This window comes from Actinacidiphila yanglinensis, assembly GCF_900107965.1.
GTDB classification, from domain to species: domain Bacteria; phylum Actinomycetota; class Actinomycetes; order Streptomycetales; family Streptomycetaceae; genus Actinacidiphila; species Actinacidiphila yanglinensis.
The window spans coordinates 220,789-234,106 of record NZ_FNVU01000007.1 but is presented as its reverse complement, the minus strand read 5'-3'; the positions used below and the strand labels follow the sequence as shown (position 1 = coordinate 234,106).

Genomic DNA, 13,318 nt, shown 5'->3' with positions numbered 1-13,318 from the left:
GTGGGGGTCCCCCCAGAGCTCCGCCTGGGAGGTACCCCCAACCCACCACCGGCAGGTGGTCCCTCAACCGGCGGACAGGGGCAGCCTGGGGGGTCAGGGTGCCGCCCACGCGGTGATGGCGGTGAGGAGGCGGTCGCGGACGTCCTGGGGGGCCCTGGAGGCGCGGACGGACTGGCGGGCCAGCTCCGCGAGTTCGGGGTCGGAGAAGCCGTGGGCGTCGCGGGCGAGCTCGTACTGCGCGGCGAGGCGGGAGCCGAACAGCAGGGGGTCGTCCGCGCCGAGGGCCATCGGGACGCCGGCGTCCCAGAGGGTGCGCAGCGGCACGTCCTCAGGTTTGTCGTAGACCCCGAGGGCGACGTTGGAGGTCGGGCAGACCTCGCAGGTGATCCCGGAGTCGGCCAGGCGGCGCAGCAGGAAGGGATCCTCGGCGGCCCGGACGCCGTGCCCGACCCGCTGGGCGTGCAGGTCGTCGAGGCAGTCGCGCACGCTGGACGGGCCGGACAGCTCCCCGCCGTGCGGCGCGGCGAGCAGGCCGCCCTCGTGCGCGATGGCGAAGGCCCGGTCGAAGTCGCGGGCCAGGCCGCGCCGTTCGTCGTTGGACAGGCCGAACCCGATCACGCCCTGGTCGGCATAGCGGACCGCGAGGCGGGCCAGCGTACGGGCGTCCAGCGGGTGCTTCATGCGGTTGGCGGCCACGATGACGGCCATGCCGACCCCGGTGTCGCGGGAGGCGGTGCGCACGGCGTCGAGGATGATCTCCATGGTGGGGATCAGGCCACCGAGGCGCGGCGCGTACGACGTCGGGTCGACCTGGATCTCCAGCCAGCCGGAGCCGTCGGCGGCGTCCTCCTCCGCGGCCTCGCGCACCAGCCGCTGGATGTCCTCCGGGGTGCGCAGGCAGGACCGGGCGATGTCGTAGAGCCGCTGGAAGCGGAACCAGCCGCGCTCGTCGGTGGCCCGCAGCTTCGGCGGTTCGCCCGAGGTCAGCGCCTCGGGCAGGTGCACGCCGTGCTTGTCGGCCAGTTCCAGCAGGGTCGCGGGCCGCATGGACCCGGTGAAGTGCAGATGCAGATGCGCCTTGGGCAGCTCGCGGACCTCGCGCGCCGTCGTACCCACCTCGGTTCCTACCTCGCGTGCCATTCCAAGATCCTGCTATACGTCGGCCCCCGCCCGGAACCATTTTCTCCGAACGGGGGCTTGCCCGAAAACGCGAGCGGGACGCGCGAGGGTCAGTCCGTCGCCTCGCCGAGCAGCTTCTGCAGCCTGGAGACGCCCTCGACCAGGTCCTCGTCGCCCAGCGCGTAGCTCAACCGCAGGTAGCCGGGTGTGCCGAACGCCTCACCCGGGACCACCGCGACCTCGGCCTCGTCGAGGATGAGGGCGGCCAGTTCCACCGAGGTCTGCGGGCGCTTGCCGCGGATCTCCTTGCCGAGCAGGGCCTTCACCGACGGGTAGGCGTAGAAGGCGCCCTCGGGGACCGGGCAGACCACGCCGTCGATCTCGTTGAGCATCCGGACGATGGTCTGCCGGCGGCGGTCGAAGGCGGCGCGCATCTCGGCGACCGCGGACAGGTCGCCGGTCACCGCGGCGAGGGCCGCGACCTGCGCCACGTTGTTCACGTTGGAGGTGGCGTGCGACTGGAGGTTCGCCGCGGCCTTCACCACGTCCTTGGGGCCGACGATCCACCCGACCCGCCAGCCCGTCATCGCGTACGTCTTCGCGACGCCGTTGACCACGACGCACTTGTCGCGGAGCTCGGGGACGATCGCGGGCAGCGAGGTGAACTTCGCGTCGCCGTAGACCAGGTGCTCGTAGATCTCGTCGGTGAGCACCCACAGGCCGTGCTCCACGGCCCAGCGGCCGATCGCCTCGGACTCGGCCTCGCCGTAGACCGCGCCGGTGGGGTTGGACGGCGAGACGAAGAGCACCACCTTGGTGCGCTCGGTGCGGGCCGCCTCCAACTGCTCCACCGACACCCGGTAGCCGGTGGTCTCGTCCGCGACGACCTCGACCGGCACGCCGCCGGCCAGCCGGATCGACTCGGGGTAGGTGGTCCAGTACGGGGCGGGCACGATGACCTCGTCGCCCGGGTCGAGGATGGCGGCGAACGCCTCGTAGATCGCCTGCTTCCCGCCGTTGGTGACCAGGACCTGCGAGGCGTCCACCTCGTAGCCGGAGTCGCGGAGCGTCTTGGCGGCGATGGCCGTCTTCAGCTCCGGCAGGCCGCCGGCCGGGGTGTAGCGGTGGTACTTCGGGTTCCGGCAGGCTTCCACGGCCGCCTCGACGATGTAGTCGGGCGTGGGAAAGTCGGGCTCGCCGGCGCCGAAGCCGATCACCGGACGCCCGGCGGCCTTGAGGGCCTTGGCCTTGGCGTCCACGGCCAGCGTCGCGGACTCGGAGATCGACCCGACGCGGGCCGACACCCGCCGATCGGTTGCAGACTGTGCGGAGGGAGTAGCTGCGCTCATGACTGCATCGTCCCAGACCCCGGGTGGGCCCGGCACCCGTGTTCCGAGGGCCGGTTCGGCTCTTTCGGGTGCAAGGCGTTCGACGGCGCGGCCCGGACCACGTACACTCAGCGGTCGGTGGCCTTCCCAACGCCCCCTTGCGGTACGTTGGGGGTGTCAGCGTAGGGTCGTAGCTCAATTGGTAGAGCACTGGTCTCCAAAACCAGCGGTTGGGGGTTCAAGTCCCTCCGGCCCTGCTCCACACGTCCGACGGTGGGCGTGGGCGCAGGTAGTAAGCAGGAGCACTCGCCGTACCGCGCGACGGGCGCGGCATGGCCACGACCCGGAGTCAGGTGAGGACGAGTGACTGAGATCACGGACTCCGTTGAGGTCCCGGCTGAGGACGACAAGGAGACCGCCAAGAAGCCCCGCCGCGGCAAGCGCGGCAAGAAGGGCCCGCTCGGCCGTCTCGCTCTCTTCTACCGCCAGATCGTCGCCGAACTGCGCAAGGTGGTCTGGCCGAGCCGCAATGACCTGTCGACGTACACCACTGTGGTGATTGTGTTCGTTGTCGTCGTCATCGCCTTCGTCAGCGTGGTTGACTACGGTTTCGAGAAGCTTGTCTCGTCCGTCTTCGGATGAGTTGTCCCTCGATACCGCGGCTCGCGCCGGCTCCATGGCGTCGAGCCGTCTGTCCCACCCTTTGAGAAGTCAGGAAGAAGCAGTCACCGTGTCTGACCCGAACGTGCACGATGCCGACGTCGCCGACGAGTCCGTGGAGGAAGAGGACTCCGCGCTCGACATCCAGGCCGAGGCTGCGGACCAGGACGCGGAGGAGCCTGCCGAGCAGGACGCCGTGCACGCCGAGGGTTCCGAGGACGCCGAGGCCGCCGACGAAGCTGAGGACGCCGACGCCGCCGAGGACACTGAGGCCGCGGACGATTCCGAGGACGCTGAGGCCGCCGAGGACTCCGAGGACGCCGAGGCCGCCGACGACGCTGAGGACGAGGCGGCGGACGACGACGCGGCCCAGGATGCCGGCGAGGCCGAGGGCGACGCCGCCGCCGAGCCGGTCGACGCGGTCGCCGCGTTCCGCGAGGAACTGCGCACGCTGCCCGGCGAGTGGTACGTCATCCACACCTACGCGGGTTACGAGAACCGCGTGAAGTCCAACCTTGAGCAGCGCGCCGTCTCGCTCAACGTCGAGGAGTACATCTACCAGGCCGAAGTGCCCCAGGAAGAAGTAGTCCAGATCAAGAACGGCGACCGGAAGACCATCCGGCAGAACAAGCTCCCCGGCTACGTGCTGGTCCGTATGGACCTCACCAACGAGTCGTGGGGCGTGGTCCGCAACACCCCGGGCGTCACCGGCTTCGTGGGGAACGCCTACGACCCCTACCCGCTGACGCTGGACGAGATCGTCAAGATGCTCGCCCCCGAGGTGGAGGCCGCGGCCGAGGCCGCCGCCATCGCCGAGGGCACGGCCCAGCCGCGCAAGGTCGAGGTCCAGGTGCTGGACTTCGAGGTCGGCGACTCGGTCACCGTCACCGACGGCCCCTTCGCCACCCTCCAGGCGACGATCAACGAGATCAACCCGGACTCGAAGAAGGTCAAGGGCCTGGTCGAGATCTTCGGCCGCGAGACTCCGGTCGAGCTGAGCTTCGACCAGATCCAGAAGAACTAGTTCCACCCGGCTTCGAAAGGCCCCTGCCCCGCGGTTCGCCGCCGGGCAGGGGCCTTTCTCGTGCGAGGGGCGAACTCCGCGATCCGCAGGCGGAGTCGGCGGCACCGATCCGCGCCGACGCGCCGGCACGATACCCGCGCTGCCGCTCAAGGTGCCGGGCCGGATGGGCTTCGAGTACCCGTGGCTGAAGGTGAACGACGGCCGGAACCGGTCGACCGCCCGCGGCGGGAGCTTCCGTCGCAGGAGGCGGAGGAGGCCGCTACCGAGGAGCCGGCCGCCGGGGAGCGGGCGTCCGAGGAGCCGAGCGCCTGACGGGGGAACTTCTGACCGAACAGCGGGCCCCGGCCGACAGGTTGCGTCGGCCGGGGCCTGCGTGCGCTGTGCGGTACGCCGTCCCGTGGTGTCAGGAGGCGTCCGCGGTCAGGACCGGGAGGTAGCCGCTGGCGTGGCCGGTGGCGGTGGGGTGGTAGGACTCCCAGCTCGGGTCGATGACCAGGGAGTGCAGGTAGTCGTCACCGGAGCACAGTTCGTGGCCCTTGAAGGTGCTCCGCACGTCGCCGAAGGTGAAGCCGTGCGCGGCGGCGCGGGCGGACATGGTGGTGTCGAGCAGGTCCGCGGCCTCGTCGATCTTCTTGTGCTTGGTGTCACTGAGGCCGATGCAGAAGACGTTGAGGGTGTAGAGGTCGGGGTAGCCCATGACGACGACCTTCGCCGAGGGCGCCTTCGCGCGGATCGCGTTGTAGACCGCGTCCAGCTTGCCGGGAAGCGTGTTGCGGATGTACGTCTCGGCGGTGTTGATCCGGCTGACGCAGGTGTCGTCCGAGCCGGTCACGCAGGTGGTGATCGAGTCGGCGAAGCCGGCGTCGTTGCCGCCGATGGTGATGCTGACCAGCCCGGTCGAGGAGTTCAGGCCACCGAGCTGATTGTTGATCACATCCGTGGTCACCGCGCCGGAACAGGCGGCGAACGTGAACGAGGACGGGCTGTGCGCGCTCGCCCACAACGCGGGGTAGGCGCTGTTGCTTCGGTGGCAGTCGCCACTGGAACTGATGTAGTTTCCGGCGCCGTTGCCGGCCGAGTACGAGTCTCCCAAGGCGACGTACGCGGGCCCGGCGGCCTGCGCCGGACCTGCGAGCAACATCGCGGCCACCAGGGCGAAGGCCAGTGCGGCAAGGGCGGTTAAGGGCCTGGTCAGTCTCACGAAACCTCCAAGGGCAGGATCGCTGCTGCACCTTGGTACCGCGCGGTAGCTTCTCTTGGGAAGTGTTCATGCCAAGAATTCTCTGCGCGTAGACCTGAACGTCGGCCAGTGGTACGCGAGAAGCGGGTGTGTTCCGGCGCGACCTGTGGGACGCCGGGCCGTCGCGCCGGCCCTCGTACGGGAGGGGTCGGTCGGGCGCCGCGGGGGACAGGTCGGTCGGGCGCCACCGGAAGGGAGCGCGGGCGGACGGGACCCTCGCCCGGAGGGACGGCCGGGGGCCGCGTCCGGAGGGCGCTGACCTTATGATTTCAGGGCGCACCCCGATACCCGTTATTGTGGTGCGGTATGCCTGCTCGCAGGTATGGACACTCTCAACAGGACCCGGAGAGAGCAATGCCTCCCAAGAAGAAGAAGGTCACGGGGCTGATCAAGCTCCAGATCAACGCTGGCGCGGCCAACCCGGCCCCGCCGGTGGGCCCCGCGCTGGGCCAGCACGGCGTGAACATCATGGAGTTCTGCAAGGCCTACAACGCGGCCACCGAGTCGCAGCGCGGCATGGTGATCCCGGTGGAGATCACGGTCTACGAGGACCGTACCTTCACCTTCATCACCAAGACCCCGCCGGCCGCGAAGCTCATCCTGAAGGCCGCGGGCGTGGAGAAGGGCTCCGGCGAGCCGCACGTCAAGAAGGTCGCCTCGCTCAGCCGTGAGCAGGTTCGGGAGATCGCCACGACGAAGCTCCCCGACCTCAACGCGAACGACCTGGACGCCGCGGAGAAGATCATCGCGGGCACGGCGCGTTCCATGGGCATCACCGTCCAGGGCTGACCAGTACCACCCCGGCAGTGAGTGGAAGGGCCTGCTCGGCCCGGACCACGACTCCAAGACACCGTAGGAGCAGCAAGTGAGCAAGCGCAGCAAGTCTCTCCGCGCTGCGGACGCCAAGATCGACCAGGAGCGCCTGTACGCGCCCCTGGAGGCCGTCCGCATCGCCAAGGAGACCGCGACCACCAAGTTCGACTCGACCGTCGAGGTCGCCTTCCGCCTGGGTGTCGACCCGCGCAAGGCCGACCAGATGGTCCGTGGCACCGTGAACCTCCCGCACGGCACCGGCAAGACCGCCCGGGTCCTGGTCTTCGCGACCGGTGACCGTGCCGCGGCCGCGGAAGCCGCGGGAGCCGACATCGTCGGCTCCGACGAACTGATCGACGAGGTGTCGAAGGGACGGCTCGACTTCGACGCCGTCGTCGCCACCCCGGACCTGATGGGCAAGGTCGGCCGGCTGGGCCGGGTGCTCGGCCCGCGCGGTCTGATGCCGAACCCGAAGACCGGCACGGTCACCCCGGACGTGGCGAAGGCTGTCACGGACATCAAGGGCGGCAAGATCGAGTTCCGCGTCGACAAGCACTCGAACCTGCACTTCATCATCGGCAAGGCCTCGTTCGACGAGACCAAGCTGGTGGAGAACTACGCGGCGGCGCTGGACGAGATCCTGCGTCTCAAGCCGTCCGCGGCCAAGGGCCGGTACATCAAGAAGGCGGCCATCTCCACCACCATGGGTCCGGGTGTCCCGCTGGACTCCAACCGCACCCGCAACCTGCTGGTGGAGGAGGACCCGGCCTCCGTCTGACGGCAGCCGGTCCACCCCCTCGCCGCAGCGCCCCGCTTCCCCCGGTATCCCCGGGCGAGGCGGGGCGCTCGCCGTTTACAGTGAGTCGCTCGCACGCACCACGGCGTGCGACCAGGGGGGAACACGATGAGGACAACCACGGCTGCCTGCTGCGCGCTCGCGGCGGCAGCCCTGCTCGCCACCACGGCCTGCGGCGGCCCGACCCACCACGCCCGCACGGCGAACCCCGCGGCGAACAAGGCCACCCCGACGCCCTCCACGACGAAGGGCGCCGACCCCGCGGCGTCGAGGGCGGTCGCCGCGATGGTGGCTCGGGTGGCCGCCAAGAGTTCCAGCCGCCTGGTCGAGATCCAGCACCGAACCAGCGGGACGGTGACCATGTCGGGCTGGCAGGTCTGGGGGAGCAGCGGTGCGGCTCTCGATTTCACGGTCTCCCCGGCTGACCTCGGCATGCAGAACCTGAACCACTCCTCCCACATGGAGATGCGCACCATGGACGGCAGCGAGTACCTGTCGATCGACCCGGTGAAGAGCGGAGCGTTCAAGGGAAAGCGCTGGCTGCGGTATTCGATGGCGGCTGTCGGCGGCAGCGGCCTCACCGGTGCGATGGACAAGGCGGGCAGGCAGAGCCCGATCGAGGCACTGAGGGCGCCCGCGGCGGACGGCGAGGTGGCCCTGGTCGGGCGGGAGACGATGGACGGCAAGCCGACGACCCACTACCGCGCGACCGTCGCGGCCGACTCCGACATCGTCGCGCTGGAAGACGTGCCCGTCACCGCGCAGGCGGACGTGTGGGTCGGACCGGACGGCTATCCGGTGCGTTACGTCTGGGACGACGGGAAGCAGCGGAACATCACCGACTTCCAGAGCTTCGGTGGCGCCCGGACCATCCGGACCCCGCCGGCGTCGGACGTCATCGACACGAGCAACAAGGCGGCGGCGAGTTCGGCGCCACCGGCCGGCTGAGGGCGTCGTGGGAGTGCCGGCCCCGCCGGAGGCGATTTGCTCCGTGGCGGGGGGCTCCCGTACTCTCAATCCGAAGCCAAAGACCGCAGGTTGTCGTCGTGCCCGCAAGCGGGTGTGACGGCCGAAGGATTCCGCTCGGTGCGGACGGCCCGCGTAGGTGACCGGATCAAGATCTCCGGGGGTGCTGACGCCCTCCCGTCGAGTTCCGCCCCGTGCGCCTGCGCCCGGGGCGTTTGTTTTTCCGCCAAGTCACGTCCCCTTCGTCAACCGGGCGGTCCGCAATCACCCGGAAGGAGGCCGAGACTCATGGCGAGGCCTGACAAGGCTGCCGCGGTTGCCGAGTTGACGGACAAGTTCCGCGCCTCGAACGCCGCCGTGCTGACCGAGTACCGCGGTCTCACCGTGGCGCAGCTCAAGACGCTGCGTCGTTCGCTCGGTGAGAACGCCACGTACGCCGTGGTGAAGAACACGCTGACCAAGATCGCGGCCAACGAGGCCGGGATCAGCACGCTCGACGACCTGTTCGCGGGTCCGTCGGCCGTCGCCTTCGTGACCGGTGACCCGGTCGAGGCGGCGAAGGGTCTGCGCGACTTCGCCAAGGACAACCCCGATCTCGTCATCAAGGGCGGTGTCCTTGACGGCAAGGCGCTGTCCGCCGACGAGATCAAGAAGCTTGCGGACCTCGAGTCCCGCGAGGTTCTGCTCGCCAAGCTGGCGGGTGCCATGAAGGCCAAGCAGTCCCAGGCTGCCGCGCTCTTCCAGGCGCTCCCGTCGAAGTTCGTCCGCACCGCGGAGGCACTTCGGGCCAAGAAGGCCGAGGCAGAGCAGGGCGGTGCCGAGTAATTCGGCTCGCACAATGACCGCCGCCTGATCCCCAGGGCCGGCAGCGGTCGACGCGGGCCGAAGTACGCCCGCCGACATGTACACCACGGCACCAGCCGAAGGAATGGAAGGACGCCATCATGGCGAAGCTCACCCAGGACGAACTGCTCGCCCAGTTCGAGGAACTGACCCTCATCGAGCTCTCCGAGTTCGTGAAGGCGTTCGAGGAGAAGTTCGACGTCACCGCCGCCGCCCCGGTCGCGGCCGCCGCCGCCGCGGGTGCCCCGGGCGCCCCGGCCGAGGCCGCTGAGGAGCAGGACGAGTTCGACGTCATCCTCACCGCCGCCGGCGACAAGAAGATCCAGGTCATCAAGGTCGTGCGTGAGCTGACCTCGCTGGGCCTGAAGGAGGCCAAGGACCTCGTGGACGGCGCCCCGAAGCCCGTGCTCGAGAAGGCCACCAAGGAAGCCGCGGAGAAGGCCAAGGAGTCCCTCGCGGCTGCCGGCGCCTCGGTCGAGGTCAAGTAACACCTCGCACCGCGTCTGCTCCACCCGCCGTAGGGCGGCCACCCGATCGGGTGGCCGCCCTCGGTCGTTTTCGATCTCCGCGAGGCTTGGGCCTTGACGGATGGCACGCATCGCGCAATTCTCAGGACGCGCTGCCACACGCGGCCACCCGCTCCGGCACACATCGGCTCCACACTTCTGGGGAGCCGGATGCATGGATCGTCGGCGAAGCGGGAATGGATGCGATGGTGGTTGGGTGACCGGTTCGATACCGGGCGCACGCAGCAGGGCAGGATGACGGATGTGGACCCGGGCTCCGAGGGCCGGGCGCCACGGACGAGACAGGCGGAGGGGGCGACGATTCGGTACTCCGAATCTCAGCCTGGACATCAGTGGGCCAAGTGGCTACACTGACCCTTTGCGCTGCCTGTTAGCTGCTGCCTGGCCCGTCACCAGGGGTATGCCCGTGTCCGAGCATTCGTGAGGAAGCCTGCCATCAGGGCTTTTCTCTTCCGCTCGGGTTCGGTCCGGTACGCGCGTAGTGAGTCCGAGCCCTCGGAAGGACCCCCTCTTGGCCGCCTCGCGCAACGCCTCGACCACCAATTCGAACAACGGCGCAAGCACCGCCCCGCTGCGCATCTCCTTCGCGAAGATCCGTGAACCGCTCGAAGTTCCGAACCTCCTCGCGCTCCAGACCGAGAGCTTTGACTGGCTGCTCGGCAACGCCGCGTGGAAGGCCCGGGTCGAGGCGGCCCTTGACAGTGGGCAGAACGTCCCCAGGAAGTCCGGGCTGGAGGAGATCTTCGAGGAGATCTCCCCGATCGAGGACTTCTCCGGGTCGATGTCGCTCACGTTCCGTGACCACCGCTTCGAGCCGCCGAAGAACTCGCTCGACGAGTGCAAGGAGCGCGACTTCACGTACGGCGCCCCGCTCTTCGTCACCGCCGAGTTCACCAACAACGAAACCGGTGAGATCAAGTCCCAGACGGTCTTCATGGGCGACTTCCCCCTGATGACCAGCAAGGGCACCTTCTGCATCAACGGCACCGAGCGTGTCGTGGTCTCGCAGCTGGTCCGCTCGCCGGGTGTCTACTTCGACAGCTCCATCGACAAGACGTCCGACAAGGACATCTTCTCCGCCAAGATCATCCCGTCCCGGGGTGCCTGGCTGGAGATGGAGATCGACAAGCGCGACATGGTCGGCGTCCGCGTCGACCGCAAGCGCAAGCAGTCGGTCACCGTGCTGCTCAAGGCCCTCGGCTGGACCACCGAGCAGATCCTCGAGGAGTTCGGCGAGTACGAGTCGATGCGCGCCACCCTGGAGAAGGACCACACCCAGGGCCAGGACGACGCGCTGCTGGACATCTACCGCAAGCTGCGCCCGGGCGAGCCGCCGACGAAGGAGGCCGCCCAGACCCTGCTGGAGAACCTCTACTTCAACCCGAAGCGCTACGACCTGGCCAAGGTCGGCCGCTACAAGGTCAACAAGAAGCTCGGCAGCGACGCGCCCCTCGACGCGGGCGTGCTGACCACCGACGACATCCTCGCCACGATCAAGTACCTGGTGAAGCTGCATGCCGGTGAGACCGAGACCGCGGGTGAGAACGGCTCGCAGATCGTGGTCGAGGTCGACGACATCGACCACTTCGGCAACCGCCGCCTGCGCAACGTCGGCGAGCTCATCCAGAACCAGGTCCGTACCGGCCTGGCCCGGATGGAGCGCGTGGTGCGCGAGCGGATGACCACCCAGGACGTCGAGGCGATCACGCCGCAGACCCTGATCAACATCCGGCCGGTCGTCGCCTCCATCAAGGAGTTCTTCGGCACCAGCCAGCTGTCGCAGTTCATGGACCAGACGAACCCGCTCTCCGGCCTCACCCACAAGCGCCGGCTGAACTCGCTGGGCCCCGGTGGTCTGTCCCGTGAGCGGGCCGGCTTCGAGGTCCGCGACGTGCACCCGTCGCACTACGGCCGGATGTGCCCGATCGAGACCCCCGAGGGTCCCAACATCGGTCTGATCGGCTCGCTGGCCTCCTACGGCCGGATCAACGCCTTCGGCTTCGTCGAGACCCCGTACCGCAAGGTCGTCGAGGGTGTCGTCACCGACGACGTGGACTACCTGACCGCCGACGAGGAGGACCGCTTCGTCATCGCGCAGGCCAACGCGCCGCTCGACGAGGACCTGCGGTTCGCCGAGTCCCGCGTGCTGGTCCGCCGTCGTGGCGGCGAGATCGACTACATCCCCGGCGACGACGTCGACTACATGGACGTCTCGCCGCGCCAGATGGTGTCGGTCGCCACCGCGATGATCCCGTTCCTGGAGCACGACGACGCCAACCGCGCGCTCATGGGATCGAACATGATGCGCCAGGCCGTACCGCTGATCAAGTCCGAGGCGCCGCTGGTCGGCACCGGCATGGAGTACCGCTGCGCGGTCGACGCCGGCGACGTGATCAAGGCCGAGAAGGACGGCGTGGTCCAGGAGGTCTCCGCCGACTACGTCACGGTCACCAACGACGACGGCACGTACACCACGTACCGGGTCGCCAAGTTCTCCCGCTCCAACCAGGGCACCTCCTTCAACCAGAAGGTCGTCGTGGACGAGGGCGCCCGCGTGGTGGTCGGCCAGGTGCTGGTCGACGGCCCGTCCACCGACGAGGGCGAGATGGCTCTCGGCAAGAACCTGCTGGTCGCGTTCATGCCGTGGGAGGGCCACAACTACGAGGACGCGATCATCCTCTCCCAGCGTCTGGTGCAGGACGACGTCCTCTCCTCGATCCACATCGAGGAGCACGAGGTCGACGCCCGCGACACCAAGCTGGGCCCCGAGGAGATCACCCGGGACATCCCGAACGTCTCCGAGGAGGTCCTGGCGGACCTCGACGAGCGCGGCATCATCCGGATCGGTGCCGACGTGGTCGCCGGCGACATCCTGGTCGGCAAGGTCACCCCGAAGGGCGAGACCGAGCTGACCCCGGAGGAGCGGCTGCTGCGCGCGATCTTCGGCGAGAAGGCCCGCGAGGTCCGCGACACCTCGCTGAAGGTGCCGCACGGTGAGGTCGGCAAGGTCATCGGCGTGCGCGTCTTCGACCGCGAGGAGGGCGACGAGCTGCCGCCCGGTGTCAACCAGCTGGTGCGCGTGTACGTGGCGCAGAAGCGGAAGATCACCGACGGCGACAAGCTGGCCGGCCGCCACGGCAACAAGGGCGTCATCTCCAAGATCCTGCCGGTCGAGGACATGCCGTTCACCGAGGACGGCACCCCGGTCGACATCATCCTCAACCCGCTGGGCGTCCCGTCCCGGATGAACCCGGGCCAGGTGCTGGAGATCCACCTCGGCTGGCTCGCCAAGCAGGGCTGGGACGTCTCCGGCATCGGCGATGAGTGGGCCCAGCGGCTCGACGCCATCGGCGCCGGCCGGGTCGAGCCCGACACGAACGTGGCCACGCCGGTCTTCGACGGCGCCCGCGAGGACGAGATCGTCGGTCTCTTCGAGGCCACGGTCCCCAACCGCGACGGCGACCGGATGGTGAAGTCCTCCGGCAAGGCCCGGCTCTTCGACGGCCGCTCCGGCGAGCCGTTCCCGGAGCCGATCTCCATCGGCTACATGTACATCCTCAAGCTGCACCACCTGGTGGACGACAAGCTGCACGCCCGGTCCACCGGACCGTACTCGATGATCACCCAGCAGCCGCTCGGTGGTAAGGCGCAGTTCGGCGGGCAGCGATTCGGCGAGATGGAGGTGTGGGCGCTGGAGGCTTACGGCGCCGCGTACGCACTCCAGGAACTGCTGACCATCAAGTCCGACGACGTGCTCGGCCGCGTGAAGGTCTACGAGGCCATCGTCAAGGGCGAGAACATCCCCGAGCCCGGCATCCCCGAGTCCTTCAAGGTGCTCATCAAGGAGATGCAGTCGCTCTGCCTCAACGTGGAGGTGCTGTCCAAGGACGGCATGTCCATCGAGATGCGGGACACCGACGAGGACGTGTTCCGTGCGGCGGAGGAGCTCGGCATCGACCTGTCCCGGCGCGAGCCGAGCAGCGTCGAAGAGGTCTGACGGGC

At 68.9% G+C, this 13,318-nt stretch carries 11 protein-coding genes and 1 tRNA gene; 9 read left to right on the top strand and 3 right to left on the bottom strand.

The window, feature by feature from the left end:
• Positions 1 to 93 precede the first annotated feature (93 nt).
• Both C4U44_RS18505 and C4U44_RS18500 read right to left on the bottom strand, forming a co-directional pair.
• Positions 94 to 1,140: an adenosine deaminase gene (locus C4U44_RS18505; protein ID WP_103886939.1), complete on the bottom strand. Its 1,047-nt coding sequence runs from the start codon at positions 1,138 to 1,140 to the stop codon at positions 94 to 96.
• Positions 1,141 to 1,229: 89 nt separating this feature from the next.
• On the bottom strand, positions 1,230 to 2,468 hold the full coding sequence (locus tag C4U44_RS18500) for a pyridoxal phosphate-dependent aminotransferase (protein WP_103886938.1): 1,239 nt from the start codon (positions 2,466 to 2,468) through the stop codon (positions 1,230 to 1,232).
• Positions 2,469 to 2,631: 163 nt separating this feature from the next.
• On the opposite strand from C4U44_RS18500, the gene C4U44_RS18495 reads away from it, so the two are divergent.
• The 3 genes from C4U44_RS18495 (at position 2,632) to nusG (ending at position 4,131) form a co-directional block, all read left to right on the top strand.
• Positions 2,632 to 2,704: transfer RNA gene (locus C4U44_RS18495), tRNA-Trp, on the top strand.
• Positions 2,705 to 2,810: 106 nt separating this feature from the next.
• Complete coding sequence (gene secE, locus C4U44_RS18490) at positions 2,811 to 3,089, top strand: preprotein translocase subunit SecE (protein ID WP_103886937.1); 279 nt, start codon at positions 2,811 to 2,813, stop codon at positions 3,087 to 3,089.
• Between the two features lie 88 nt (positions 3,090 to 3,177).
• Positions 3,178 to 4,131 (top strand): transcription termination/antitermination protein NusG, encoded by a 954-nt coding sequence (nusG, locus tag C4U44_RS18485; protein ID WP_103886936.1) that lies wholly within the window; start codon positions 3,178 to 3,180, stop codon positions 4,129 to 4,131.
• A 403-nt stretch (positions 4,132 to 4,534) separates the two neighbouring features.
• On the opposite strand, the gene C4U44_RS18480 is transcribed toward nusG, so the two are convergent.
• The gene (locus C4U44_RS18480; RefSeq protein WP_407642861.1) at positions 4,535 to 5,332 is read right to left on the bottom strand and encodes an SGNH/GDSL hydrolase family protein; all 798 of its coding nucleotides are present in this window, start codon (positions 5,330 to 5,332) and stop codon (positions 4,535 to 4,537) included.
• A gap of 393 nt (positions 5,333 to 5,725) precedes the next feature.
• Between C4U44_RS18480 and rplK the strand changes: the two genes are divergently transcribed.
• From rplK to rpoB, 6 genes are all read left to right on the top strand, one after another.
• A complete protein-coding gene (rplK, locus tag C4U44_RS18475; protein WP_103886934.1) occupies positions 5,726 to 6,160 on the top strand; it encodes a 50S ribosomal protein L11 in 435 nt (144 codons plus the stop codon).
• A gap of 76 nt (positions 6,161 to 6,236) precedes the next feature.
• On the top strand, positions 6,237 to 6,962 hold the full coding sequence (rplA, locus tag C4U44_RS18470) for a 50S ribosomal protein L1 (protein ID WP_103886933.1): 726 nt from the start codon (positions 6,237 to 6,239) through the stop codon (positions 6,960 to 6,962).
• A gap of 126 nt (positions 6,963 to 7,088) precedes the next feature.
• Entirely contained in the window at positions 7,089 to 7,928 is an 840-nt protein-coding gene (locus tag C4U44_RS18465; RefSeq protein ID WP_103886932.1) for a hypothetical protein, read from the top strand.
• A gap of 306 nt (positions 7,929 to 8,234) precedes the next feature.
• Positions 8,235 to 8,771: a 50S ribosomal protein L10 gene (rplJ, locus tag C4U44_RS18460; protein WP_103886931.1), complete on the top strand. Its 537-nt coding sequence runs from the start codon at positions 8,235 to 8,237 to the stop codon at positions 8,769 to 8,771.
• Positions 8,772 to 8,890: 119 nt separating this feature from the next.
• Positions 8,891 to 9,277 carry a 50S ribosomal protein L7/L12 gene (rplL, locus tag C4U44_RS18455; protein WP_103886930.1) on the top strand — a complete coding sequence of 129 codons (387 nt, stop codon included), beginning with the start codon at positions 8,891 to 8,893 and terminating at the stop codon, positions 9,275 to 9,277.
• A 550-nt stretch (positions 9,278 to 9,827) separates the two neighbouring features.
• Positions 9,828 to 13,313, top strand: coding sequence for a DNA-directed RNA polymerase subunit beta (rpoB, locus tag C4U44_RS18445; protein WP_103886929.1), 3,486 nt, complete (start codon positions 9,828 to 9,830; stop codon positions 13,311 to 13,313).
• The last annotated feature ends 5 nt before the right edge of the window (positions 13,314 to 13,318 follow it).